Below are 26,640 nucleotides of genomic sequence, written 5' to 3' on the forward strand. Positions count from 1 at the left end.
TCCGACGTCGCTGGAGGATCAAGATCAAAAGCCGCAGGCGAGCTGACACTCGACCTAGAGGTGGACGCGGAGACTGTAGGAGCTGCCGAAGGCTGCGATCTTTTGATCTTGCTCTTGCTCTTGCTCTTGCTTTTGTAGGAGTGAGCCTGCTCGCGATAGCTATCTCAAAGTGCCCAATACCCACTTTGAGAGCCTGCCCGCAAATGCGGTGTGTCATCCAATGCATCATTGCCTGACACGACCTCTTCGCGAGCAGGCTCACTCCTACAGGAGGTATTTGGCGTGGCGAGTATTTTGGCCGGACTGACAGATCCCTGTGGGAGCGAGCCTGCTCGCGAAGGCGTCAGTCCAGTCGCCGCGTCGCTCTCAGATCTCTTCCCAGCCACCCCCCCCAGCGCTTTGTACAGCGCAAGCACCGCATTCAGCGTGCCCTGGATTTGCACACGGTGGACACGATATCCGTGTAGGAGCTGCCGAAGGCTGCGATCTTTTGATCTTGCATTCAAGGATCAAGATCAAAAGATCGCAGCCTCGTTGCACTCGTCAGCTCCTACCAGTCACCCCCCAACGCTTTGTACAGCGCAATGCTCGCCTGCAGCCGCGACTGGCGCAGTTGCACGTTCAGGTCTTGCGCGGCATACAGCGTGCGCTGGGTTTGCAGGACGGTGAGCAGGTCTTCGGCGCCGGCCTGGTAGCGGCTCTGGGCGATGTCGAAGGCGGTTTGTGCCTGGGTCAGTTCTTCGCTTTGCCATTGCCGCTGTTCGTCGAGGCCACGGATGCTGCTGAGGGCTTTTTCGACGTCGGCGAAACCGTTGATGATCGCCCCGCGATAGGATTCCAGCAGTTCGTCCTGGCGGGCCTTGGCCTTGTCGCGTTCGGCGCTGAGGCGGCCGTTGTTGAAGATCGGCGCGGTGAGTCCTGTCGACAGGTTGTAGAACGTCGTGCGCAGCAGGTCGGCGGCCAGATCGGCGCCGGTGCCGAGGCTGGCGGTCAGGGTGATTTTTGGCAGCATCGCGGCGCGGGCAACAGTGACATCAGCCTGCGCCGCTGCCAGTCTGGCTTCAGCGCTGGCAATGTCCGGGCGGCGGCTGAGCAAGTCGCTCGGCACGCCACTGGCGATGTCCGGCCAGTGCAATTGGGCGAAGGATTGCTCGGGCAACCGCAACGCCTGCACCGGCTGGCCGAGCAGGGCGGCGAGGCTGATCTGTGCTTCGCGGGCCTGTTGTTGCACCAGCGGCAGGCGACGTTGTTGTTCGGCCACCAGACTTTTCTGCTGGGCCAGTTCCAGCGCGGTGGCGCTGCCGGCGTCGAAACGGGTCTGCACCAGATGCAGCCCGTTCTGCGCATTTTTCAGATTGAGTTCGGCAATGCGCGCCTGCTCACGCAAGGCGAGGGCCTGGGTGTAGCTGTTGGCGACGCCGCTGAGCAAGGTCAGTTCGACGGTGGCGCGGTCGAACTCGCTGGCCTGCACAGCGAACGCGGCACTGTCGCGCGCGGCACGATTGCCGCCCCAGAAATCGATCTCGTAACTGGCGCTGAGCTCGGCATCGTAATAATCCAGCGAACGATTTTCCGGGCTGACATCCAGTTGGCTGTAGCCCTTGCCGTGGATCAGTTTCTGCCGGTTGGCATTCAATCCGGCCTTGAGTTCCGGCAGCAGCGGCGCGCCGGCGATGGTTGCGCTGGCCTGGGCCTGTCGGACCCGCGCCATCGCGGCGGCGAGGTCGTAGCTGCCCAGCCGCGCCTGGTCCACCAGCCGCTCCAGTTCAGGGCTGCCGAACTGCGTCCACCATTGCCGATTGCTTTGCAACGCGCCGTGGCTGTCGGCGGACTGCCACGCGCGTGGTGGCTGCACGCCGCTGTCGAGGCGCGGCGCCGGGCTGCTGCAGGCCGCCAGCAACAGGCTGGCGGCGAGAAACGTCAGTCGCACTTTCATAGGTCGATCATTCACTGGTAAGGGCCGTGACCGGGTCGAGCCGGGCAGCTTTGCGGGCCGGCATGAAGCCGAAAATGACACCGGTGACCAGCGCACAGGCAAACGCGCCGATCACCGCCAGCGCTTGAAAGGCAACCGACACACCGCTGAGCAACAACACGCCGCCGACCAGCAGCGCCAGGCCGATCCCGGCAATACCGCCGACCACCGAGAGCATCACCGCTTCAGTGAGGAACTGGCGCAGGATGTCGCGCTGGCGTGCGCCAGTGGCCATGCGAATACCGATCTCCCGCGTACGTTCGCGCACGGTCATGAGCATGATGTTCATCACGCCGATGCCGCCGACCAGCAGGGAAATCGCCGCAATCGCACCCAGCATCAGCGACAGCGTGCCTTGCGTGCGCGCCTCGGCCTGGATCATGGCGGCATTGTTGGTCAGCTCGAAATCCTTCTTGCCGTGGTGCCGCCGCAGCATCGCCTGTTCGATGGCCTGTTCGGCGTCCTTGACCTTGCGCGCATCCTTGGCGGCGATCACCACGTATTGCGGATTGCGACTGCCGAACAGGCGCATGCTCGCCGCCGAATAGGGCACGGCGATGCGGTTGTCACTATCCGAGTCGCCAGAGCTGGCGCCTTTTTCCGCGAGCACGCCGAGGATCTGGAACGGCACGTTTTCGATGAGGATGTATTGACCGATCGGGTTGGCGACATCCTTGAGCAACTTGTCGCGGACCTTGGTGCCGATCACCGCGACAGCGGCGGCGCTGTCTTCATCGGCCTGGGTGAAATAGCTGCCCTGGATCACCGGCCAATTGAAAATCACCGGGAAATTGGTGTCATTGCCGCCGACGTAACTGCTGTGGTCGGCATTGCCAAACCGCACGCCGGCGGTCGAGCCGTTGACCGGCATGATCCGCTCCACCTGGGGCAGGGCGGACAGTTCGGCGACGTCGTCGAGGGTGATGATGCCCTCGGGCGTGCGCGGGTTCGGTGCCGAGCCGCTGAGGTAAATGATGTTGGAGCCGAACGCACCCATTTGCGCCATGACCTGGCGCTTGCTGCCTTCGCCAACGGCGAGCATCACTACCACTGAGGCCACACCAATAACGATGCCCAGCAGTGTCAGCGCCGTGCGAAAACGGTTGATCCACATCACTCGCCACGCGGCTTGCACGGCGTCGACCAGTTCACCTTTCCAGGCGCCGGTCTGGCTGCTGCCACTGCTCAGGCGCTGGCGCAGGTCGACCGCTTGCAGCGCGCCGGGATTGGCCGAAGAGGGCGTGGACGCATGCTCGGCGCTGTCACTGATGATCAGGCCGTCGCGGATTTCGATGATGCGCTTGGCCCGTTGCGCCACTTCGCGGTCGTGAGTGATGAGGATGACGACGTGACCCTGATCGGCGAGCTCGTCGAGCAGGGTCATGACCTCGGCGCCGCTGTGGCTGTCGAGAGCGCCGGTCGGCTCGTCGGCGAGGATGATGTGGCCGCCGTTCATCAGCGCGCGGGCAATCGACACCCGCTGTTGCTGACCGCCGGAAAGCTGATGCGGACGGTTGCCGGTGCGACTGCCGAGGCCAAGACGTTCCAGTAGCGCAAAGGCGCGGGCATGCCGCTCGGCGGCCGGGGTGCCGGCGTAGATGGCCGGCATCTCGACGTTTTCCTGCGCCGAGCCGGAGGGGATCAGGTGATAGCCCTGAAAGACAAATCCGAATGCTTCGCGGCGCAGCCAGGCCAGTTCATCGCTGTCCAGCTGAGCGACATTTTCCCCGGCGAAGCGATATTCGCCGCTGGTAGGCCGGTCAAGGCAACCGAGGATGTTCATCAGCGTCGACTTGCCCGAACCGGAGGCGCCGACAATGGCGACGAACTCGCCGGCGTGGATCGACAGATCGATCCCGCGCAGCACTTCCACCAGCGGGCTGTCATCACCGCCGTAGGCTTTGCGGATCTGCCGCAGTTCGATCAGAGGCGTGTGCATTCAGCCCCCATGACCGCTGGCCGGCGCGCTGAGAATATGTTCGCCCTCGGCCAGACCTTCCAGGACTTGGGTGCGCAGGCGATCGCTGATGCCGGTGCGCACTTCCCGCGCCTGAATATCACCGTTGGCGGCGACGATCTGCGCCCGTTGCCACTGTGGACGCGAGCCCGGTTGCAGGGCGGCGCTCGGCACGGTCAGGGTGTCCTGCGCCTGTTGCGCGACGAAGAACACCTGCGCGGTCATGTCGGTCATCAGGCTGTGATCGGCGTTATCGACGTCGAGCAGCACGGTATACAGAACCACGCGTTCGCTGCCGCTGCGGCCACTGGTGGGACTGCCGCCCTGATTCTGTTCGAGCGGGCGCGGCGGCACCGGCAGGATCTGCCGCACGGTGCTGCTCCAGCGTCGGTTGCCGCCGCTGAGAGTAGTGAAATAGGCGGTCATGCCCGGTTTGACATGGCCGATGTCGGCCTCTGAAACCTCGGCCCACACCGTCATCGGTGAAAGCCTGGCGATGCGCAGGATCAGCGGGGTCTGTTGCTGGGCGTTGAGGGTCTGGCCTTCACGCGCACCAATGGCCACCACGGTTCCGCTCATCGGTGCGTAGATGCGCGTGTAGCCGAGTTCCGCCTCGTCACTGCGCAGGCTGGCCTGGGCCTGACGGATCTGTGCCTGGAACATGTCGATGCGCGCCTGGGTCGCACGCACCTCGGCGCGGGCAGTCTGCACGTCTTCCTCGCGGGTGGCGCCACCGGCGGCCAGTTTCTGCTGGCGCTGGTATTTCTGCTGCGCCAGATCGTGCTGGGCACGTTGCTCCTGCAGCTGCGCCTTGAGATTTTCGATGGAGAAGCGTCCGGCATCGAGCTTGGCTTTCTGCGTCGACGGGTCGATTTCCACCAGCAACTGACCTTCCTTGACCGCGTCACCGGCCTCGACGTGAATCTTCTGAATCTGCCCCGAGGCCTGCGCGCCGACATCCACGTAACGGCGCGGCTGCAGGGTGCCCAACGCCGTCACGCTGTTTTCGATATCGCCCCGGCTGACCTGCACGGTGGCAACGGCGTCGCGACCGGGCGGCAAAACCTGCCAGGCAGCAACGGCGATCACGGGAATCAGACAGAGGGCGGCGAACAGCGCTCGGCGGGCGGGGCGGGGACGATTCATGCAGGGTTCCGGCCAGTGGTTGCGGCCCGTCGCAAGGCACGACAGACACAGGGGCTGTCCTGTAAACGAGGCATGGGCCATGGAATTTAGCCGTGGACATATCGCGTTGCCGCGCGCCGGACTACCACTATTTGTCCGGTATATGGAATCAGCTCTTTAAATCTATATGAGAATTACTATAAATTACGCACTTCAAGTTGCCACTATCTTGCTACTGCGTTATCCGCAGGCCGGATCAGTGCGCTCAAGGACAGAAACGGCATCGATGCGGTCGGGAGTCATGTTGGAAAACTACTATCGTGAGCTGGTGTGTTTCCTCAACGCCAGACTGGGCAACCGTCAGGTCGCCGAGGATGTGGTGCATGACGCCTATGTACGCGTGCTGGAGCGCTCCAGCGAAGTGCCGATCGAACAACCGCGGGCCTTCCTTTATCGCACCGCGCTGAACCTGGTTATCGACGATCACCGCCGCAACGCGCTGCGCCAGGTTGAATCGCTGGACGTGCTGGATAACGAAGAGCGCTATTTCACTCCCTCGCCTCATGGCACCCTCGATCATGGTCAGCGTCTGGAAATGCTCCAGCGCGCGCTGGCCGAATTGCCGCCGCTGTGTCGCGACAGTTTTCTGCTGCGCAAGATCGAAGGCCTGTCCCACCCGGAAATCGCCCAGACCCTCGGCATCTCCCGGGCGCTGGTGGAAAAACACATCGTCAACGCCATGAAGCATTGCCGCTTGCGCATCCAGCAATGGGATGGCCAGTGATCCGCGCCGGTTAAATTTCCTCTCATCGTCCTCGTTCCTACTCAACAGACGACCTGCTGACCTGATTCAGGCCGGTCAGGCCACCCAGGCTTTTTTCCCCGCGTTGAGGGGTTCATCCAGAGGACACTGGAAATGACACAGGCAAATGCATCGCCCATCGTTCACGACCTGATCGGCGTCGGTTTCGGCCCTTCGAACCTGGCACTGGCCATCGCCTTGCAGGAACGCGGCGCGACCCAGGGCGAACTGGATGTGCTGTTCCTCGACAAGCAGGCCAATTACAGCTGGCACGGCAATACGTTGTCGACGCAGAGCGAATTGCAGATTTCCTTCCTCAAGGACCTGGTGACCCTGCGCAATCCCACCAGCCCGTATTCCTTCGTCAATTACCTCAAGCACCACGGACGGCTGGTCGATTTCATCAACCTCGGCACCTTCTATCCATGCCGCATGGAGTACAACGACTACCTGCGCTGGGTCGCCGGGCAGTTCACCGAGCAGAGCCGTTACGGTGAAGAAGTGCAGTTCATCGAACCGGTCCTGCATAACCAGCAGGTGGAAGCCTTGCGCGTGATTTCCCGCGGCAGCGACGGCCAGCAGTTCGTGCGCACCACGCGTTCGGTGGTGGTCAGCGCCGGCGGCACACCACGTATTCCGGAGGCATTCAAGGCGCTAAAGGGCGATCACCGGGTGTTCCACCATTCGCAATACCTGTCGCAAATGGCCCGCCAGCCCTGTGTGAACAATCAACCGATGAGTATCGCGATCATCGGTGGCGGGCAGAGCGCGGCGGAAGCCTTCATTGACCTCAATGATTCGTTCCCTTCGGTGCAGGTCGACATGATCCTGCGCGGCTCGGCCTTGAAGCCTGCGGACGACAGCCCGTTCGTCAACGAAGTGTTTTCGCCGGAGTTCACCGACCTGGTGTTCCAGCAGAACAGCGTCGAGCGCGAACGGCTGGTCAACGAGTACCACAACACCAACTATTCGGTGGTCGACATCGACCTGATCGAACGCATCTACGGCATCTTCTACCGGCAGAAGGTTTCCGGGATTGCCCGCCATGCCTTCCGCACCCTGACCACCGTCGAGAGCGCCACTGCCACGGCAAACGGCATCGAGCTGGCGGTGCGCAACAACGCCACAGGCGAGCTCACGGTGCGCATTTATGACGCCGTGGTGCTCGCCACCGGTTACGAGCGGCAGATGCACCGCAAATTGCTCGCGCCGCTGGAGGAGTACCTCGGCGAATTCGAAGTCGATCGCAATTACAAACTGATCACTGACGAGCGCTGCAAGGCTGGCATTTATATGCAGGGCTTCTGCCAGGCCAGCCATGGCCTGAGCGATACGCTGCTGTCGGTGCTGCCGATCCGCGCCGACGAAATCGCTGGCTCGCTGTATGAGCATGGCAAACAGCGCGGGCATAGTCGCTCGGTGGCGGAGTTGCTGTTGGCGACTGCCAGCTGAGTTCTGCGTCGCCTGTCACACCGCTATCGCGAGCAGGCTCACTCCTACAAGGATCTGTGTACGCAGGACAAATGTAGGAGTGAGCCTGCTCGCGAAGGGGCCTTTGCCAGCACCGCAAAGCTGAATCCTGAACCCTTCCTGAACACCCGCCACATTCCCCGCCAACACCTCTTCCAGCCGTTTCGCTGCGGGCGTAAGCTGCGCGCGTTTTCATCAATTGCGGAGACCCACAGTGGGTACTTGTTCGAGTGACAGTTGTCGGCCGGTCTCGATCACCGGCAGATTCTCGGCAAGATAACGCGCAGTCCTTCCCTGCCGTTGTCTCGCCGTAACAGCGAGCAGCGGCATCCCGTGCATGGCCAGTCCTGGGCCATGTCTCGACGTCCCTCTCATCGACACTGAACCAAGCGTGCTGACGACCTCAGTCGTCATCGCCGCCTATCGACGCGCCTGTCATTGCCGACCGGCGCGCCACGCCTTGCCGTGCCGGTTTTTCCCGGTGTCGGGGCGCGGCGGTACCTGCTCGACGGTTTCCCGGCTGACCACAGGGGACACAGCCATGAAACTGAAGCTCAAGGAATTTTTCGCAGGCTTTCTGCGCAGCCGCCATATCGCCCGACACTTTCGTCGTCTGGCGCTGCTGGACTCGATCAACGACACCACGGTCAGCCGTGAAGTGCCGCCGACGCTCGCCAGTAAGCTGGTCGCTGCCGCCCATGAGGATAGCGCTGCGTTGCTGTCGTCACTGGGCACCCACGGCGAGGGGCTCATCGATGTCGAGGCCGATGCACTGCGCGCGCGACATGGCCTCAATGAGGTCGAACACGAGCAACCGCTGCCGTGGTGGACCCATCTGTGGCACTGCTACAAAAACCCGTTCAACCTGCTGCTGACCTTGCTCGCAGTGATCTCCTGGCTGACCGAAGACCTCAAGGCGGCCGTGGTGATTTTCTCCATGGTGGTGCTGTCGACGCTGCTGCGCTTCTGGCAGGAGAGCAAATCCAACCAGGCCGCCGATGCGCTCAAAGCCATGGTCAGCAACACCGCCACGGTGCTGCGCCGGGATGGCCCACGCCGGGAAGTGCCGATCAGGCAACTGGTGCCCGGCGATCTCATCGTACTGTCGGCCGGCGACATGATTCCCGCCGATTGCCGCGTGCTCAGCGCCAAGGACCTGTTCGTCAGTCAGGCTGCGATGACCGGCGAATCGATGCCGGTGGAGAAATTCATTCATCAGGCGGATCGCGATACGCGCAATCCGCTGGAGCTGGACAACCTTCTGTTCATGGGCACCAACGTCGTCTCCGGCAGTGCTGTTGCGCTGATTCTCACCACCGGCAACAGCACCTATTTCGGCGCGCTGGCACAACGGGTCGGCGCGACGGACCGGGCGGTGACCTCGTTCCAGCAGGGCGTCAACAAGGTCAGCTGGCTGCTGATCCGCTTCATGTTCGTCATGGCGCCGCTGGTGCTGTTCATCAACGGTTTCACCAAGGGCGACTGGACCGAAGCGCTGCTGTTCGCGCTGTCGATCGCCGTCGGCCTGACCCCGGAAATGCTGCCGATGATCGTCACCTCGACCCTGGCCAAAGGCGCCGTGTTTCTGTCGCGCAAAAAGGTCATCGTCAAACGCCTTGATGCGATCCAGAATTTCGGCGCCATGGACGTGCTGTGCACCGACAAGACCGGCACGCTGACTCAGGACAAGATCTTTCTCGCGCGCAACGTCGACGTCTGGGGCGAAGACAGCGACGAAGTGCTGGAACTGGCCTACCTCAACAGCTACTACCAGACCGGCCTGAAAAACCTGCTGGATGTGGCGGTGCTGGAACATGTGGAAATCCACCGTGAACTGAAAGTCGGCACGGCGTTTCGCAAGGTCGACGAGATCCCGTTCGATTTCAATCGCCGGCGTATGTCGGTCGTCGTGAAGGGCCGCGATCAGCCGCATCAGCTGATCTGCAAAGGCGCGGTCGAGGAAGTGCTGGCGGTGTGCAGTCGCGTGCGTCATGGCGAAGTCGATGAAGCCTTGAGCGATGAATTGCTGACCCGGATTCGCCAGGTCACCGCAGCATTCAACGCTGAAGGCTTGCGCGTGGTGGCCGTGGCCGCCCGCTCGATGTCCGAAGGTCGCGACACTTACAGCCTGGCTGATGAAAATGAACTGACCCTGATCGGTTACGTGGCGTTCCTCGATCCACCGAAGGACAGCACCGCACCGGCGCTCAAGGCCTTGGCCGAGCATGGCGTAGCGGTGAAGGTGCTGACCGGCGACAACGAACTGGTCACGGCGAAGATCTGCCGCGAGGTCGGCCTCGCCCAACAGGGGTTGCTGCTGGGCAACGACCTCGAGCGCATGAGCGATGCCGAACTGGCCGTGGCGGTCGAGAGCACCAACGTCTTCGCCAGACTGACGCCGTCGCACAAGGAGCGCATCGTCCGTGTGCTCAAGGGCAATGGCCATGTGGTCGGGTTCATGGGCGACGGCATCAACGACGCGCCGGCGCTGCGCACCGCCGATATCGGCATTTCCGTCGACAGCGCGGTAGACATCGCCAAGGAAGCGGCGGACATCATTCTGTTGGAAAAAAGCCTGATGGTGCTGGAGGAGGGCGTGCTCGAAGGGCGGCGCACCTTCGCCAACATGCTCAAGTACATCAAGATGACCGCCAGTTCCAACTTCGGCAATGTGTTCTCGGTGCTGGTCGCCAGTGCGTTCATCCCGTTCCTGCCGATGCTGCCGATGCACCTGCTGGTGCAGAACCTGCTCTACGACATTTCGCAGATCGCCATTCCCTTCGACAACGTCGATGAGGAGATGCTGAAACAACCGCAACGCTGGCAACCGGGGGATGTCGGGCGCTTCATGCTGTTCTTCGGCCCGATCAGTTCGATTTTCGACATCACCACGTTCGCCTTGATGTGGTACGTGTTCGATGCCAACACCGCGGATCACCAGACGCTGTTCCAGTCCGGCTGGTTCGTGGTCGGGTTGCTGACCCAGACGCTGATCGTGCACATGATCCGCACGCCGAAGATTGCGTTCCTGCAAAGCCGTGCAGCCATGCCGTTGATGGTCATGACCGCGATCATCATGGCGGTGGGAGTTTTCCTGCCGATGGGGCCGCTGGCGCACTACTTCAAATTGCAGGCTCTGCCGCCGCTGTATTTCCTGTTTCTGCCGCTGATCCTGCTGGCGTACATGGCGCTGACCCAGGCGGTGAAGGGCTTCTACATCCGTCGGTTCGGCTGGCAATAATGCTGCCCCCTGTAGGAGTGAGCCTGCTCGCGATAGCGGTATTGCAGTGACATTGAAGTTGACTGACACACCGCCATCGCGAGCAGGCTCACTCCTACAGGAGTACCGGTGCGTCCGTCAGTGCGGGGATGCCCGGATGAATGGCCGGATTTTTAGGAAAAGTCCTACAGAGCTAGCCTCGGCGCTTGCGTAGTCTTGCCCTCCCCAAACCTCACCGGGAGAATGACCATGAGCAACAAAGCGTTGCGCATCCTGATCGCCGACCCGCAGCATTTTCATCGAATGAAAATCGAGCGCCTGTTCAATGAGCTCGGCTACTACCGCGTGGCCCCGGTGCAGAATCTCGGCGAATTGTTGACCCTGGTCGACTACGGCTGCGAGCCGTTCGATGTACTGGTGATCAATGCAGAACTGGCGGCAGGCTCCCTGGACCTGCTGGGCTTTCTGCTCGATAACCCACAGGTTCGCCACGCTCTGATCTACAACGAACAGTCAGCACCGTTGCAGGCACTGGCAGGCTTCGCTCAGGAAAACGTGCAGATCAGCCCGGCGCCACTGCCCAATTCACAGCTCGTCGGGCAGGTGATGGCAAGGGTCGAAGCCGCCGACGAACGCCGGCAAGCATCTGACTCACATTGGTTGTTGCGCCATGCCAATGCATAAAAATCCAGACTGCACAACTGTCAGACCTGACAGGTGATTCCCTTGTCCATCCATGTAACAGTGCCGGCGCAGCCACCGACTCCGAAACGGTCTGGTGCGGTGTCTTTTACGATTGTGCAGGAGTGCCAATGAAGTCAGCGCTGATCGTTGATGATCACCCCGTAGTGCGCGCGGCTATCCGAATCGTCCTGCAGGCTCAAGGTTTCACCCAGATTCATGAAGCGTCCAACGGCAATGAAGTCGTGCCGTTGATCCGCGAGCATGATCCGCAACTGGTGGTGCTTGATCTGGGACTGGGCTCCATGGACGGGCTGGAAGTGCTCACGCGCATCCAGATCAAGGCGCCGACGGCGCGCTGCCGGGTCCTGGTGTTCAGCATGCATGAGCCCACGCATTATCAAGAGCGCTGTTTGCGTGCCGGGGCGATGGGCTACGTGACCAAGAGCAATCAGTTGACCCTGCTGCACGAAGCCATCAAGGCACTGATGTCCGGCCACACCTATTTCTCCGCGTTGCCTAATACCAGCGGTCTGTACAACGCCGTGCAACGCACTGAAAAGGAGATGATCGATCAACTGTCCGATCGAGAGTTATGTATTTTCGTGCAATTGGCGCTGGGCAAGCCGAACAAAGCCATTGCCCAGGAAATGCACTTGAGCCACAAGACCGTCAGCACCTATAAAACCCGCATGATGGCGAAACTCTGTCTGGGGTCACTGGTGCTCCTGCGCGAATTTGCCAAGCGCAATCACTTGATCTGAGTGTCCGACATGACGCAGGGACTGCGGGTTCTATGGCTGTGGCTGGGGCTGGTAACGTCGGTCTGCGCCGGTGCACCGCCGCAGATACTGGAGGTGCTGGCCCGCCCCGAACCGGGCAACGTCCAGGTTCGCCTCGACGAGCGGGAGCGCCAGTGGCTGCGTGAGCATCCGCTGTTGCGCATGGGCATTTCAGGGCGGGACTATCCGCCGTTCGAGATCACCCGCAATCGGCACGAGCTGGAGGGGCTCACCGCCGATTACGCCGATCTCGTGGCGCAACTGCTCGGCGTCGAACTCCAGGTGCAGCGCTTCTCCGATCGTCCTGCGGTCATGGCCGCACTCAAGCGCGGCGAGATCGATCTGCTGGGCACATCGAACAGTTTTGAAGTGGCTGACCCGGCTTTTATCCTTTCGCGCCCCTACGCTGAAGATCAGCCGATGCTGGTCACCCGCCATGACGAAAAACTGCCTGCCGATCTGGCGGCCAAACGCATCGCCCTGGTCGAAGATTACCTGCCACTGGCCGCTGTTCAGGCGTTCTACCCCGACGCGCAGGTGCAACTTTATGCCTCGGCAATGGATGCACTCGGCGCGGTCGCTTTCGGTGTCGACGATGCCTATCTGGGCGACTTCATCAGTGCCAACTACCTGATCAACAACAATTACCGCAACGACCTGCAATTGGCCGGGCCGTCGGGGCTTGACGCCAACCCCTTCGCTTTTGCGTTGTTGCGCAGCGACGTGGTGCTCAAGCGCCTCGTCGACAAGGCATTGCAGGCCGTGCCCATGGAGCGCCGGCATCTGATCGAACAACGCTGGAGTGTCGGCCTCGCCGAAATGGCCGAACAGTCTCGGGTGCAGCTCAGCGCCGCCGAGCAGCAGTGGCTGGATCAGCATCCGACGGTGCGGGTGGGGGCTGTCGAGGACTTTGCGCCCCTGGCGTTTTTCGGTGCCGACGGGCGTTTCAGCGGATTGTCGGCGCAGTTATTGAGCCTGATTGCGCAGCGCAGCGGGCTGAATTTCGAGATCGTGCGCGGCGCTTCACTGAACGATCAGTTCGAACAACTCCAGGCCGGTGAGCTCGATGTATTGCCAGTGGTGACGCCCAGCACCGAGCGTGAAGCGCAGCTGCAATTCACCCGCGCCTATCTGAACAATCCGTTCGTGCTGGTCAGCGCTGCGCATGGGCCGCATCCACTGCCGCTGGAGGCGCTGGCGGGCAAACGCCTGGCCATCTATCGCGGCCACCCATTGCGCGATTACCTGCTGCAACGCGTGCCCGGTCTGCGTCTGGTCGAGGTCAAGAGCCCCGCCGAAGGCATGGCGCTGATTGCCAGAGGACAGGTCGACGTGACGGTGAGCTCATTACTGGTGGCGCGTTTTCTGATCGCTCGGCAGTACCGTGACCGCCTGCGGATCACCGGCACCGTTGGCGACCAGCCGGCGCGCATCGCTTTGGCCACGGCGCCGCAATCGGCGTTGCTGCATTCGATTCTGAACAAGGCGTTGCTGAGCATCGCGCCGCAGCAGATGGATGAACTGGTCGAGCGCTGGAGCCACGATGTGGTGGTCGAGGACAGCTACTGGCTGCGCCACCGTCAGGAGATTCTGCTGGGTTTCGCCGGCGCAGCGGCCTTGCTCCTGCTGGCAATGCTCTGGATCGGCTGGCAGCGTCGGCAGATTCACCAGCGTCAACAGTGGTTGCTGCAGCTGCAACAGGCCAAGGATGTCGCAGACGAGGCCAATCGGGCCAAGAGCACCTTTCTGGCGACCATGAGCCATGAGATCCGCACACCAATGAACGCGTTGATCGGCATGCTCGAACTGGCCCTCAAGCGTGCGGAGGAGGGCGTGACTGACCGCTTGGCGATTCAAGTGGCCTCGAATGCCGGCCAGCAATTATTGGCGTTAATTGGCGATATTCTCGACATCGCCCGCATCGAGTCGGGGCATTTGTCCCTCGCCCCCGAGCGGGCCAATCTGCGCGAGACCGTTTCATCGGTGTGCCGGGTGTTCGAGGGGCTGGCGCGGCAGAAGCGTTTGTTGTGGCGCATCGAACTCGATCCGCGTGCCGACATGGACGTGCTGATCGATCCGACGCGCTTCAAGCAGGTGCTGTCGAATCTGCTGAGCAATGCGATCAAGTTCACCGAGGCTGGCGAGGTCAGCCTGCAACTGCAGATCGGTGCGATATTGGACGAGCAGGTGAATGTGCGAGTGCTTATCGAAGACAGCGGCATCGGTATCAGTGCCGCCGATCAAAAGCGCCTGTTCAATCCCTTCGTTCAAGCAGGCAATAGTCCACAAGCGGCGCGCAGCGGGTCCGGTCTGGGGCTGGTGATCAGTCGCAACCTTTGCGAAATGATGGGCGGCACGTTGCGTCTGGACAGCGATCCCGGGCAAGGCACACGCGTGGAAATCAACCTGCAGTTGCCACTGCTGACCGCGATGGCGACCACCGCGGCAACCCCCGACGCGGCGGCCGCCACCTGTGTATTGAACGTGCTGGTGGTGGACGATCACCCGGTCAACCGCTTGCTGATGTGCTGGCAACTGAGCGAACTCGGGCATCGCACGGTAGACGTCGGCGATGGTGAACAGGGGCTGGATCGCTGGCGAACCCAGGCCTTCGATGTGCTAATCACCGACTGCAACATGCCGCGACGCAATGGCTATGAACTGGCGCAGGCGATTCGCGACGAAGAAGCCGCCACCGGACGCAGGCGCTGCCTGATTCTCGGTTTTACCGCCAACGCGCAGATCGAAGAGCGCCTGCGGTGTCTGGATGCCGGCATGGACGGCTGCCTGTTCAAACCGATTCGCTTGCATGATCTGGCGCAAGCCCTGAGCGGCGCCCACTCTTGCGAGCCGCACAAAGATCACCCGCCCGCCGCCGAGCCTGTCGAGATTGATCTGAGTGCCCTGGAACAGATGGCCGGTGCCGACCACTCGTTGATCGAACGCTTGCGCAAGGAAGTCGGTAACAGCCTGCGCGATGATCTCCAGGCTCTGGATCAATTGCAGGCGAGCGACCGCGAAGACTTGCGCGAGTTGGCCCATCGCATCAGGGGCGGGGCGCAGATGGTCGGGGCTGCGCGGGTTGTTGCGGCGTGTGTTGAGCTGGAAACGGCTTGCCGAGACAGGGATAACGGGGTCATCGACCGCACCATCGACAGGTTGCGCGAAGCCATGCACAGCCTCGCGCGCTGTCTCTGAGCCCATGCCGTCTCGTGTGGGAGCAAGTCTGCTCGCGAAAGGCGCCACCGAGTCACTGTTCTGCACATGGAACACTCAGGCCGATTTGCACCCTCTAGTCGAATATTCGATATGCCTTTAGGCTGAATCCAATGCAATGACACATTGGAGACCCCATGAAAAACATCATCGGCATCTACACCAGCCCGCGCGGCCATTGGGTCGGCGATGGTTTCCCGGTGCGCACGCTGTTTTCCTACGACAACCTGGGTAAGCACATCAGCCCGTTTCTGTTGCTCGATCACGCCGGACCCGCCGAATTCACCCCGACCACAGAACAGCGTGGCGTCGGCCAGCACCCGCACCGTGGTTTCGAAACCGTGACCATCGTTTATGACGGTGAAGTGCAGCACCGCGATTCCACTGGCAGTGGCGGCACCATCGGCCCGGGCGACGTACAGTGGATGACCGCAGCGTCCGGCATCCTCCATGAAGAGTTTCATTCGGAGAACTTCGCCAGAACCGGCGGCAAGCTGGAAATGGTCCAGCTGTGGGTCAACCTGCCGGCCAAGGACAAAATGGCCGCGCCGGGTTACCAGACCATTCTCGATCGGGATATTCCGAACATCGCGCTCAAGGACGACGCCGGCAGCCTGCGTCTGATCGCCGGTGAATTCGCCGGGCACACCGGCCCGTCGCGGACGTTCACGCCCATCGACGTCTGGGATCTGCGCCTCAATGCCGGCAAGTTGCTGACGCTTGATTTGCACGAAGGACGCAACACCGCGCTGGTGGTGTTGAAGGGCGCGGTGCAGGTCAACGGCGTGGAATCGGTGGGAGTGGGGCAGTTGGCGCTGTTCGAACGCGATGGTGATCGACTCACCCTGCAAGCCAGCGAAGACGCTGTGGTATTGCTGCTCAGCGGCGAGCCGATCGACGAACCGATCGTCGGCCATGGCCCGTTCGTGATGAACACCGAGCAGGAAATCCACCAGGCTTTTGCCGACTTCCAGTCCGGGCGCTTTGGCCAGATGCACGCCTGACGCTGAGCTTTACTGGCAACTGAAACGCCCCTGTGGGAGCGAGCCTGCTCGCGAATGCTCTGATTCAGTCTAAGAGGTAGTGACTGACAGGACGCCTTCGCGAGCAGGCTCGCTCCCACAGGTTTTTCAGCGTTTTCGAGACGCTGGTCATTCGCCGAAATCAATTGCTCCTACACTGAGCCAATCTGTGCGATCTTCTCGCGATTGGCCTTTGTCGGAGTTGTTTGATGCTGTCTCTGCTGACCGAACATCCGTTGTTTTGCGCATTGATCCTGATCCTGCTCGATCTGGGCCTGTGGCGGCTGATCAGCTCTCGCGGCAGCGAATGGAAACTGCTGGTGCGTGTGCTGATTTTCGCCCTGTTCAGCATTGTGCTGTTCAACGAAGGGCTCAACCCGATGGAGCCGGCGCCGTGGGCCGACAATGTGCCGTTGCATCTGGCGGCGACCGGGTTGCAGATCGGTTGGTGGCTGTTCGGTGCGCGCACCCTGACGGTATTGATCGGTGCGGTGATGATGCAACGGGTCGGCCACACCGGCCGATTGTTGCAGGACTTGCTCGGCGCGGTGATTTTCCTCATCGCGATCATTGCGGCGCTGGCTTACGTGCTCGATCTGCCGGTCAAAGGCGTGCTGGCGACGTCCGGGGCGTTGGCGATCATCGTCGGTCTGGCCTTGCAGAGCACCTTGAGCGACGTGTTCTCCGGGATTGTCCTCAACACCACCAAGCCCTATCAACTCGATGACTGGATCTCGATCGACGGCACCGAGGGCCGCGTCACCGACATCGACTGGCGCGCAACACGTTTACAGACCAGCCAGGGCAGCATGGCAGTGATTCCCAACTCGCTGGCGGCCAAAGCCAAGATCATCAACTTCAGTCGCCCAAGCAACATGTTCGGTGTTTCGGTCAGCGTGCCCGTCAGCCCCCATGCCCGACCCAGCTCGGTGATCGAGGCGCTGGAGCGGGCGATGCAGGGCTGTCGGCAGTTGCTCGACACACCCGCGCCCAGCGTAGCGCTGAAAAGCTCTGCCAGCGGCGGCGCCGAATATGAGATCAGTGGGTTTGTCGCTTCGATGGGCGAGAAGCGCGTGGTGCGCAATCAGCTGTTCGACCTCGCTTACCGACATTTGCAGGCGTCCGGAGTCAATCTGCTGTCGAGCACCGAAACCAGCGCCGCGCCGCATTTGTCGCGGCCACGGGCGCTGCTGGAAAGCTCGCCGATCTTCTCGACCCTGCGCGAAGAAGAGAAAGACACCTTCAGCCAGAACATGACCCTGCAAACTTTCCGCGCTGGCGAGACGATTCTGGCAGGCGGGGAGGTCAGCGATCATTTGTTCATCATTGAATCCGGCGTGGTTTCCGTGACGCTCAAGCGCCACGGCGCGCCACTGGAGTCCGGACGCATGGGGCCGGGCGAGGTGATCGGCGAGGCCGGGATCCTCTCGGACACCGCGCTGCCGGCGGATTTTTCCGCGAAGACTTTCTGCGCCCTGTATCGCATCGAGAAGTCCTACCTGAAACCCTGCCTGGACGCGCGCCACGACATCCACGATGCGATGCAGGCATTGCTCGATTTCCGCCTGCACAAGGCGCAATCGCTGACCGAGGAAGCGCCCGTAGTCGCGCCAAAAAGAGGCTTTCTGCAGTGGTTGCGTAATAGCGTCTGAGCTATCTCGGCGTCATTCGATGCAACCTGGGCGGCGCTCGCGGGGTCACAATTTTCAATCCCACCGGGCAGGAGTTGCGGACGATGAAAAACCTGCGAATCGCCACCTTCAACGTCAACGGCATGCGTGCGCGGCTGCCGAATCTGCTGGAATGGCTCGAGCGCGAGCAGCCGGACATCGCCTGTCTGCAAGAACTGAAATCGGTGGACAGCGCGTTTCCCGCCGCAGAACTGGAAGCCGCCGGTTACGGGGCGATCTGGCAAGGCCAGGCGTCATGGAATGGCGTGGCGATTCTGGCGCGGGATGCGCAGCCGCTGGAAAGTCGGCGTGGTTTGCCGGGGGATCCCGATGATACCCACAGTCGCTATATCGAAGCGGCGGTGCACGGTGTGTTGGTCGGTTGCCTGTATCTGCCCAATGGAAACCCGCAGCCGGGGCCGAAATTCGATTACAAACTGGCCTGGTTCGAACGCCTGATCAGTTACGCCAAAGACTTGCAGAGCAGCGATCATCCGGTGGTGCTGGCCGGTGACTTCAATGTCGTGCCCACCGACATGGACATCTACAACACCCGCTCGTGGCTCAAGGATGCCTTGTTGCAACCGGAAAGCCGCGAGTGCTACCAGCGGCTGCTGGATCAGGGCTGGACCGATTCCCTGCGCCACGTGTATCCCGAAGAACGCATCTACACCTTCTGGGATTACTTCCGCAATCATTGGCAAACCAACTCCGGCCTGCGCATCGATCACCTGCTGCTCAACCCTGCATTGACTCCGTATCTGCATGACGCCGGGGTTGACGCCTGGGTGCGCAACGAGTCGCACGCCAGTGACCATGCACCGACATGGATTCGTATTGGCTCGCGGAAAAAACGCTGAGCGGGCGATTGGCGAAATCAATTGTCGCAAGCCGTGCTCGATCCCGTATACAGGGCAACATTCATGCAGTGTTCTGCGGCCCCATGCATAAGGACTGAGCAATGAGTGCGCCACGGCTGACCGATACCAATCTGTACCTGCGACGTTTGGGTTTCGACAAAGCGCCGCCGCCAACGCTGGACACGTTGCGTCAATTGCAGCTGCGCCATACCGCTGAGTTTGTTTTCGAAAATCTGGCAACCATCAGCGGAGTGCCGGTGTTGATCGACCTGGTCTCTATCGAAGACAAGGTGCTACGGCGAGGACGGGGCGGCTACTGTTATGAGCTCAACCATTTGTTCTATGCGCTGCTGCTTGAACTGGGTTTTGAAGCGCGCGGCATCAGCGGTCGCGTGGTGATGAATCAACCGGAAGGCAGTTGGACGGCGCGCACGCATCGCTTGAGCCTGGTCACCATCGACGACACTCGCTATATCGCCGACGTCGGCTTCGGCGGCATGGTGCCAACGGCACCGCTGCTGCTCGACAGCGAAGATGAGCAATCCACTGCGCACGAACCCTACCGCATCGACAAGCAGACCGATGGCTACTTGCTGCGCGCCAAGGTGGCAGGAGAGTGGCGACCGATGTACCTGTTTGATCTGCAACGCCAGGAAGACATCGATTACACCGTCGGCAACTGGTACGTCTCGACCCATCCAGAATCACCTTTCGCCCAGCGCCTGATGGTCGCGCGTACCGGCGATGGCTGGCGCAAGACCCTGAACAACGGCAGTTTTGCCATTCACTCGATGGGGGCAGAAAGTCAGCGGCGTGAAGTGGCGGACGTCGACGAGTTGATGGGGTTGCTGCGGCATGAGTTTGATCTTCAGTTGCCTGAATCACCCGGCGTGCGACAAGCGCTGGCTCGGGTAATCGCGCCAGTACCGGTCTAGGGCTTCACGTCAGGCTCCAGCACGCGACGGATTTCGCCGATGGCTGCCGAGAGCTTTCGCTCGAGACTCTTGAGATCGGTAGCGGTGATGCCTTTCTTGAATTGCCCCGTCAAACCTGAATCGTCAGCGCGCTCCGGCTGGCGTGCGCCATCAAGCAGAGCATGGCGAAGGGTATTGTTGATCACAGTCTGGTAGCCAAAGCCTTCGGTTTCTGCGACGGTGCGCGCCGCTTCGATCACCGCGTCATCAAGCATGATGGTGATGCGCGTCTTGCCCTTGCTCGGCGCTACTGCGCCGCGTTTGCCTGCAGAAAAGTCATATTCGTCTTTCATCGGTCAAGCCTCCTTAACTCCCGTCGTTAATAAATCCCACTGATTTCACTATGCATACATTATATGCATAAAAAAGAGCGCGACTCTACCGTCGGTCGCCGTGAACACTTCAGCCTGGTGGGCACTGGCGCGAACGCAGCGTGGATGTGTTGCCGGGTTTGTGGGCGCGAAAGCCGCGGGCCAGAAGCTTGGGTGGCTACCTAACCATTATGTGACCGATAAGTTGTATACAACTCTATGGACATTTGTCCTGATGATTGAATACAGTGTGCGCATAACAAAAACCAGGGAACCCCCCACCATGAAAACGCCCCATGTTTCACACCAACGGCCCGAGGACGAAAACCTCGGGGTCGGCGCGAATATGGCTTACGGCCTGCAACATGTTCTGACCATGTACGGCGGTATCGTTGCGGTGCCACTGATCATTGGCCAGGCGGCCGGTCTGTCGCCGGCGGACATTGGTCTGTTGATTGCTGCTTCATTGTTTGCGGGGGGGCTGGCGACATTGCTGCAAACCCTGGGTCTACCGTTTTTTGGCTGTCAGCTGCCGCTGGTGCAGGGCGTGTCGTTCTCCGGCGTGGCGACCATGGTCGCGATTGTCAGCAGCGGCGGGGAGGGCGGTTTCCAATCGGTGCTGGGCGCGGTGATTGCCGCCTCGTTGATCGGCTTGCTGATCACGCCCGTGTTCTCGCGTATCACCAAGTTCTTCCCGCCGCTGGTCACCGGCATCGTGATCACCACCATCGGCCTGACGCTGATGCCCGTTGCCGCACGCTGGGCAATGGGCGGCAACAGCCACGCGCCGGACTTCGGCAGCATGCAGAACATCGGCCTGGCGGCGGTAACGCTGGTGCTGGTGTTGCTGCTGAGCAAGGTCGGCAGTTCGACCATTTCGCGGTTGTCGATCCTCCTGGCCATGGTCATCGGCACGGTGCTGGCGGTGTTCCTCGGCATGGCGGATTTCTCCAGTGTCACCACCGGCCCGATGTTCGGCTTCCCGACGCCGTTCCACTTCGGCATGCCAACCTTCCATTTCGCCGCGATTCTGTCGATGTGCATTGTGGTCATGGTGACCCTGGTGGAGACCTCGGCGGACATCCTCGCCGTGGGTGAAATCATCGGCACCAAGGTCGACTCGAAACGCTTGGGCAACGGCCTGCGTGCCGACATGCTGTCGAGCATGTTTGCGCCGATCTTCGGTTCGTTCACGCAAAGTGCTTTCGCGCAGAACGTCGGGCTGGTGGCGGTTACCGGGATCAAGAGCCGTTTCGTGGTCGCCACCGGCGGCGTGTTCCTGGTGGTCCTCGGCCTGCTGCCGTTTATGGGCCGAGTGATTGCCGCTGTGCCGACGTCGGTACTCGGCGGCGCGGGAATCGTGCTGTTCGGCACCGTGGCCGCGAGCGGCATCCGCACGTTGTCGAAGGTGGATTACCGCAACAACGTGAACCTGATCATCGTTGCCACCTCGATCGGTTTCGGCATGATCCCGATCGCCGCGCCGAACTTCTACGATCATTTCCCGAGCTGGTTCGCGACGATTTTCCATTCGGGCATCAGCTCGTCGGCAATCATGGCGATCCTGCTCAACCTGGCGTTCAACCACTTTACGGCTGGCAACTCGGATCAGCAGTCGGTGTTTGCCGCAGCGGAAGAGCGCACCCTGCGTTATCGCGATCTGGCCGCGCTGCGCGAAGGCGACTACTTCAGCGACGGCAAGCTGCATGATTGCGATGGCAAGGAGGTACCGGTGATCGAGCCGGATGACCACGACCATGGGCATGGCGCGCCGAAGGTGCAGGTGAAAAGCAGCGAACATGTCTGACTGCTGCTGAAGACAGAAGGGCCGATCTGGTTGTACAGATCGGCCTTTTAGTTTGCAGATTAAAAGATCGCAGCCTTCGGGAGCTCCTACATCGGGATCAGCGTTTCCCTGTAGGAGCCGCCGAAGGCTGCGATCTTTTGATCTTTTCAGGCGCCCACAAAAAAGCCCCTGAACTTTGCGATTCAGGGGCTTTGCTATTTGGCTCCACAACCTGGACTCGAACCAGGGACCCAGTGATTAACAGTCACTTGCTCTACCAACTGAGCTATTGCGGAATTGGTGCGTATGTTACTGATTCAAAAAGAGAAGTCAAGCGTCGCCTGGCGTTTTTTGCGTTTCGCCTGGACAGACGGTGTTTTGTCAGCGATTGGCGGTTACCAGAATGGCCTCAGAGGTCTACCATGGCAGCCCGGAAGTGGTCACACGCGCTGCCGGCCATTCGCCGCAAAGGTACGCGCCAATGATTCAAGTCACTCGCAACACCGAGGTGCTCGCATGAGTACCGCACAGATCAGCCTGCCCAAAGGCATCGGCCCGCACGCCGAGAAACTTTTCGATGCCATCACCGGCGCCAGCACCGCCGAAGAATTGAATCGTGCCGGCGGCAAGGCCGAGGGTTTCGTGCTCGGCCTCGAAAGCAGCAAGGCCATCAAGAGTCAGATCGCCGAATCCCTGTATGTGATTTACGACGACGCCGCCGCTCAGCGCTCGGCCGAACTGGCTTAACTGCCGAAGGTGATCGTGCCGAGCATCAGCTTGGCATAGGCTGCCGTCGCCGCCAGTTGCACCAGCCACAGGGCCAGGCCGCCGAGGAATACCCCGGTGGCCACTTGCAGCACCAGGCTCTTCTCACGCTTGGCCGGGGCGCGCGGGATGAAATCATCCAGATCGTCACGGTCGGCGCGCAGGTTGTCGTTTTTCATGTGGGTTCTCTCAAAATTCTTGGGTGTACGCAAAACCGGTAGGAGTGAGCCTGCTCGCGATAGCGTCGTGTCAGCCGAAGCTTCATACCTGACACACCGCAATCGCGAGCAGGCTCACTCCTACAGTCTGATTTGTGTGCAGTCTAGAGGGTGTGGACATCATTCCGGGACAAATAAAAACGGGAAGCCGTTCAAGGCTTCCCGTTTTTTGATCACGCGGCGAAATCAGATGACCTGCACGATCGCGTCCGTCACAGCCTTGATATTGCTCTGGTTTAGTGCGGCCACGCAGATGCGGCCGGTGTCCAGGGCGTAGATGCCGAACTCGTTACGCAGGCGATGCACCTGTTCGGTGGTCAGGCCGGAGTAGGAGAACATGCCGCGCTGACGACCGACGAAGCTGAAATCGCGGCCCGGGGCTTTCTCTGCCAGCAGGGCAACCATCTGCTCGCGCATGCCGCGAATGCGCAGACGCATCTCGGCCAGCTCGGCTTCCCACTGCGCACGCAGTTCCGGGCTGTTCAGCACCGCAGCAACGATGCTGGCGCCGTGGGTCGGCGGGTTGGAGTAGTTGGTGCGGATCACGCGTTTGACCTGCGACAGCACGCGCGCGCTTTCTTCTTTCGATTCGCTGATGATTGACAGTGCGCCAACACGTTCGCCGTACAGCGAGAACGACTTGGAAAACGAGCTCGAAACGAAGAAGGTCAGACCGGATTCGGCGAACAGGCGCACAGCGCCGGCGTCTTCATCGATGCCGTCGCCGAAACCTTGGTAAGCCATATCGAGGAACGGTACGTGTCCCTTGGCCTTGACAACGTTCAGCACGTTTTTCCAGTCCGTTGGGGTCAGGTCGACGCCGGTCGGGTTGTGGCAGCAAGCGTGCAGGACAACGATCGAGCCGTTCGGCAGGGCGTTGAGGTCGTCGAGCATGCCGGCACGATTTACGTCGTGGGTGGCAGCGTCGTAATAACGGTAGTTCTGCACCGGGAAACCAGCGGTTTCGAACAGCGCGCGGTGGTTTTCCCAGCTTGGATCGCTGATCGCCACGACAGCGTTTGGCAGCAGTTGCTTGAGGAAGTCGGCACCGATTTTCAGTGCGCCAGTCCCGCCGACCGCCTGGGTCGTGATGACGCGACCGGAGCTGATCAGCGGCGAGTCGTTGCCGAACAGCAGTTTTTGCACGGCCTGGTCGTAGGCAGCGATGCCATCGATCGGCAGGTAACCGCGCGAAGCGTGTTGAGCGACGCGAATCGTCTCGGCTTCGATCACCGCGCGCAGCAGTGGAATTCGCCCCTCTTCGTTGCAGTACACGCCCACGCCCAGGTTGACCTTGGTGGTCCGGGTATCGGCGTTGAATGCTTCGTTGAGGCCCAGGATTGGATCGCGGGGTGCCATTTCGACAGCGGAGAACAGGCTCATTATTACGGCGGCTCTGAATGGAGAGTGGAGGGACGTGTCGCGCTCCAGCCGAATGCACTAGAGCGGTGCACAAACGGGGAGCTAGTATAGAGGCCATCACCGCGCGATGGCGACAGGCGAATCGGCTTTTGCGGTAAGTTTTTCCGATTATTTCTTGACCGTTAGTCGATTGACTTTGTCAGAGTCTTTACCGGATGTAGGACGTTTGCCTTGAAAGGTCAGGCAATCGCCACCACATTAAGCACAATCCAGGTTTTTTCTTGCGCGACATCGGTCGTTTGCGGTCGTCCTCGTGGTGCTCCGTCTGACGCGGAACGCCACGATTCCAGAGGTGTGTATGTCGGAATTCCAGCTAGTCACCCGCTTCGAGCCTGCCGGCGATCAGCCGGAAGCCATTCGCCAGTTGGTTGAGGGCATTGACGCCGGGCTGGCGCACCAGACGCTGCTCGGTGTGACCGGCTCGGGCAAGACCTTCAGCATCGCCAACGTCATCTCGCAGGTACAGCGTCCGACGCTGGTGCTGGCGCCGAACAAGACCCTGGCCGCGCAGCTGTACGGGGAGTTCAAGGCGTTCTTCCCGAACAACGCGGTGGAATATTTCGTTTCCTACTACGACTACTATCAGCCCGAAGCGTATGTGCCGTCGTCCGACACCTTTATCGAGAAGGATGCGTCGATCAACGACCACATCGAGCAGATGCGGCTGTCCGCGACCAAAGCGTTGCTGGAGCGCAAGGACGCGATCATCGTCACCACGGTGTCATGCATCTATGGTCTGGGCAGCCCGGAAACCTATCTGAAAATGGTCTTGCACGTTGATCGTGGCGACAAGCTCGATCAGCGTGCGCTGCTGCGGCGCCTGGCGGATCTGCAATACACCCGCAACGACATGGATTTCGCCCGGGCGACGTTCCGCGTGCGTGGCGACGTCATCGATATCTTCCCGGCGGAATCCGATCTGGAAGCGATCCGCATCGAGCTGTTCGATGACGAGGTCGAGAGCATTTCCGCGTTCGATCCGCTGACCGGCGAAGTCATTCGCAAGATGCCGCGCTTCACCTTTTATCCGAAGAGTCACTACGTGACACCTCGTGAAACCCTGCTCGACGCCATCGAAGGCATCAAGGTCGAACTGCAGGAGCGTCTCGAATACCTGCGCAGCAACAACAAATTGGTAGAGGCCCAGCGCCTGGAGCAGCGTACCCGTTTCGACCTCGAGATGATTCTCGAACTGGGTTACTGCAACGGCATCGAGAACTACTCGCGCTACCTGTCCGGGCGGCCATCCGGCGCGGCGCCACCCACGCTTTACGACTACTTGCCCGCCGATGCGCTGTTGGTAATCGACGAATCTCACGTCAGCGTGCCGCAGGTTGGCGCGATGTATAAGGGCGACCGTTCGCGCAAGGAAACCCTGGTCGAGTACGGTTTCCGCCTGCCATCGGCGCTGGACAACCGGCCAATGCGTTTCGACGAGTGGGAAGGGGTCAGCCCGCAAACCATTTTCGTATCCGCAACCCCCGGCAACTACGAAGCCGAGCACGCCGGGCGCGTGGTCGAGCAGGTGGTACGGCCGACCGGTCTGGTCGACCCGCAGGTTGAAGTGCGGCCGGCGCTGACCCAGGTCGACGACTTGCTCTCGGAAATCACCAAGCGTGTGGCGATCGAAGAGCGCGTGCTGGTCACCACGCTGACCAAGCGCATGGCCGAAGACTTGACTGATTACCTCGCCGACCACGGCGTGCGCGTGCGTTACCTGCACTCGGACATCGACACTGTCGAACGCGTCGAGATCATTCGCGATTTGCGCCTTGGCGTGTTCGATGTGCTGGTCGGGATCAACCTGCTACGTGAAGGCCTCGACATGCCGGAAGTGTCGCTGGTGGCGATTCTCGATGCCGACAAGGAAGGCTTCCTGCGTTCCGAGCGCTCGCTGATCCAGACCATCGGCCGCGCGGCGCGTAACCTCAATGGCCGGGCGATTCTCTACGCTGATCGCATGACCGGGTCGATGGAGCGGGCGATTGGCGAGACCGAGCGCCGTCGTGAGAAGCAGATCGCCTTCAACCTGGAAAACGGCATTACTCCGAAAGGCGTGTTCAAGGACGTCGCCGACATCATGGAAGGCGCCACGGTACCGGGCTCGCGCAGCAAGAAGCGCAAAGGCATGGCCAAGGCCGCCGAAGAGAACGCCAAGTACGAAGCCGAACTGCGCTCGCCCAGCGAAATCACCAAACGCATCCGCGCACTGGAAGAGAAGATGTATCAGTTGGCACGGGATCTGGAGTTCGAAGCGGCGGCGCAGATGCGCGACGAGATTGCCAAACTGCGCGAACGATTGCTCACCGTTTGATTGTCATCGCCTGACCGGCCTCTTCCCGAGCAGGCTCGCTCCCACAGAGCAATTGCCTGTCCCTGTGGGA

The 26,640-nt window shown here is 61.0% G+C and carries 19 protein-coding genes and 1 tRNA gene; 13 read left to right on the forward strand and 7 right to left on the reverse strand.

What is annotated here, in order from left to right; all coding sequences use genetic code 11:
* Positions 1 to 550: 550 nt before the first annotated feature.
* From AEQ63_RS14335 to AEQ63_RS14345, 3 genes are read right to left on the reverse strand one after another with little or no spacing between them, the layout of a single operon-like run.
* Positions 551 to 1,936: an efflux transporter outer membrane subunit gene (locus tag AEQ63_RS14335; RefSeq protein ID WP_064363902.1), complete on the reverse strand. Its 1,386-nt coding sequence runs from the start codon at positions 1,934 to 1,936 to the stop codon at positions 551 to 553.
* A gap of 7 nt (positions 1,937 to 1,943) precedes the next feature.
* On the reverse strand, positions 1,944 to 3,914 hold the full coding sequence (locus AEQ63_RS14340; RefSeq protein ID WP_064363903.1) for a MacB family efflux pump subunit: 1,971 nt from the start codon (positions 3,912 to 3,914) through the stop codon (positions 1,944 to 1,946).
* Positions 3,915 to 5,078: an efflux RND transporter periplasmic adaptor subunit gene (locus AEQ63_RS14345; protein WP_064363904.1), complete on the reverse strand. Its 1,164-nt coding sequence runs from the start codon at positions 5,076 to 5,078 to the stop codon at positions 3,915 to 3,917.
* A 280-nt stretch (positions 5,079 to 5,358) separates the two neighbouring features.
* On the opposite strand from AEQ63_RS14345, the gene AEQ63_RS14350 reads away from it, so the two are divergent.
* From AEQ63_RS14350 to AEQ63_RS14395, 10 genes are all read left to right on the forward strand, one after another.
* Positions 5,359 to 5,841: a sigma-70 family RNA polymerase sigma factor gene (locus AEQ63_RS14350; protein ID WP_041478511.1), complete on the forward strand. Its 483-nt coding sequence runs from the start codon at positions 5,359 to 5,361 to the stop codon at positions 5,839 to 5,841.
* 132 nt (positions 5,842 to 5,973) lie between these two features.
* Entirely contained in the window at positions 5,974 to 7,311 is a 1,338-nt protein-coding gene (locus AEQ63_RS14355; protein ID WP_064363905.1) for a lysine N(6)-hydroxylase/L-ornithine N(5)-oxygenase family protein, read from the forward strand.
* A 559-nt stretch (positions 7,312 to 7,870) separates the two neighbouring features.
* Positions 7,871 to 10,570, forward strand: coding sequence for a magnesium-translocating P-type ATPase (gene mgtA, locus AEQ63_RS14360; RefSeq protein ID WP_064363906.1), 2,700 nt, complete (start codon positions 7,871 to 7,873; stop codon positions 10,568 to 10,570).
* A 228-nt stretch (positions 10,571 to 10,798) separates the two neighbouring features.
* On the forward strand, positions 10,799 to 11,233 hold the full coding sequence (locus AEQ63_RS14365) for a hypothetical protein (protein ID WP_064363907.1): 435 nt from the start codon (positions 10,799 to 10,801) through the stop codon (positions 11,231 to 11,233).
* 128 nt (positions 11,234 to 11,361) lie between these two features.
* Positions 11,362 to 11,994, forward strand: a complete 633-nt coding sequence (locus AEQ63_RS14370; protein ID WP_042609408.1) for a response regulator transcription factor — start codon at positions 11,362 to 11,364, stop codon at positions 11,992 to 11,994.
* Positions 11,995 to 12,003: 9 nt separating this feature from the next.
* Positions 12,004 to 15,210 (forward strand): transporter substrate-binding domain-containing protein, encoded by a 3,207-nt coding sequence (locus tag AEQ63_RS14375; RefSeq protein ID WP_064363908.1) that lies wholly within the window; start codon positions 12,004 to 12,006, stop codon positions 15,208 to 15,210.
* A gap of 155 nt (positions 15,211 to 15,365) precedes the next feature.
* On the forward strand, positions 15,366 to 16,232 hold the full coding sequence (locus AEQ63_RS14380; RefSeq protein ID WP_064363909.1) for a pirin family protein: 867 nt from the start codon (positions 15,366 to 15,368) through the stop codon (positions 16,230 to 16,232).
* Positions 16,233 to 16,459: 227 nt separating this feature from the next.
* On the forward strand, positions 16,460 to 17,902 hold the full coding sequence (locus AEQ63_RS14385) for a mechanosensitive ion channel family protein (RefSeq protein WP_064363910.1): 1,443 nt from the start codon (positions 16,460 to 16,462) through the stop codon (positions 17,900 to 17,902).
* Positions 17,903 to 17,985: 83 nt separating this feature from the next.
* Positions 17,986 to 18,780: an exodeoxyribonuclease III gene (xth, locus tag AEQ63_RS14390; RefSeq protein ID WP_042609412.1), complete on the forward strand. Its 795-nt coding sequence runs from the start codon at positions 17,986 to 17,988 to the stop codon at positions 18,778 to 18,780.
* 101 nt (positions 18,781 to 18,881) lie between these two features.
* Complete coding sequence (locus AEQ63_RS14395; RefSeq protein ID WP_064363911.1) at positions 18,882 to 19,715, forward strand: arylamine N-acetyltransferase family protein; 834 nt, start codon at positions 18,882 to 18,884, stop codon at positions 19,713 to 19,715.
* Here AEQ63_RS14395 and AEQ63_RS14400 read toward each other — a convergent pair.
* Positions 19,712 to 20,047: a BrnA antitoxin family protein gene (locus AEQ63_RS14400; protein WP_064363912.1), complete on the reverse strand. Its 336-nt coding sequence runs from the start codon at positions 20,045 to 20,047 to the stop codon at positions 19,712 to 19,714. The two genes, AEQ63_RS14395 and AEQ63_RS14400, sit on opposite strands and share 4 nt — an antisense overlap.
* Positions 20,048 to 20,348: 301 nt before the next feature.
* Between AEQ63_RS14400 and AEQ63_RS14405 the strand changes: the two genes are divergently transcribed.
* A complete protein-coding gene (locus AEQ63_RS14405) occupies positions 20,349 to 21,872 on the forward strand; it encodes a nucleobase:cation symporter-2 family protein (RefSeq protein WP_042609415.1) in 1,524 nt (507 codons plus the stop codon).
* A 199-nt stretch (positions 21,873 to 22,071) separates the two neighbouring features.
* Here the strand turns inward: AEQ63_RS14405 and AEQ63_RS14410 are convergent.
* Positions 22,072 to 22,147, reverse strand: a tRNA-Asn gene (locus AEQ63_RS14410).
* 220 nt (positions 22,148 to 22,367) lie between these two features.
* Here AEQ63_RS14410 and AEQ63_RS14415 point away from each other — a divergent pair.
* Positions 22,368 to 22,598, forward strand: coding sequence for a hypothetical protein (locus tag AEQ63_RS14415; RefSeq protein WP_042609416.1), 231 nt, complete (start codon positions 22,368 to 22,370; stop codon positions 22,596 to 22,598).
* Here the strand turns inward: AEQ63_RS14415 and AEQ63_RS14420 are convergent.
* Both AEQ63_RS14420 and AEQ63_RS14425 read right to left on the reverse strand, forming a co-directional pair.
* Positions 22,595 to 22,795, reverse strand: a complete 201-nt coding sequence (locus tag AEQ63_RS14420; RefSeq protein ID WP_016773917.1) for a hypothetical protein — start codon at positions 22,793 to 22,795, stop codon at positions 22,595 to 22,597. The two genes, AEQ63_RS14415 and AEQ63_RS14420, sit on opposite strands and share 4 nt — an antisense overlap.
* Positions 22,796 to 23,020: 225 nt before the next feature.
* Positions 23,021 to 24,217 (reverse strand): amino acid aminotransferase, encoded by a 1,197-nt coding sequence (locus tag AEQ63_RS14425; protein WP_064363913.1) that lies wholly within the window; start codon positions 24,215 to 24,217, stop codon positions 23,021 to 23,023.
* 337 nt (positions 24,218 to 24,554) lie between these two features.
* On the opposite strand from AEQ63_RS14425, the gene uvrB reads away from it, so the two are divergent.
* Positions 24,555 to 26,570 carry an excinuclease ABC subunit UvrB gene (gene uvrB, locus AEQ63_RS14430; protein ID WP_042609418.1) on the forward strand — a complete coding sequence of 672 codons (2,016 nt, stop codon included), beginning with the start codon at positions 24,555 to 24,557 and terminating at the stop codon, positions 26,568 to 26,570.
* The last annotated feature ends 70 nt before the right edge of the window (positions 26,571 to 26,640 follow it).

The sequence above is a fragment of the Pseudomonas sp. RIT-PI-o genome (assembly GCF_001297215.1).
Taxonomy (GTDB): domain Bacteria; phylum Pseudomonadota; class Gammaproteobacteria; order Pseudomonadales; family Pseudomonadaceae; genus Aquipseudomonas; species Aquipseudomonas moraviensis_A.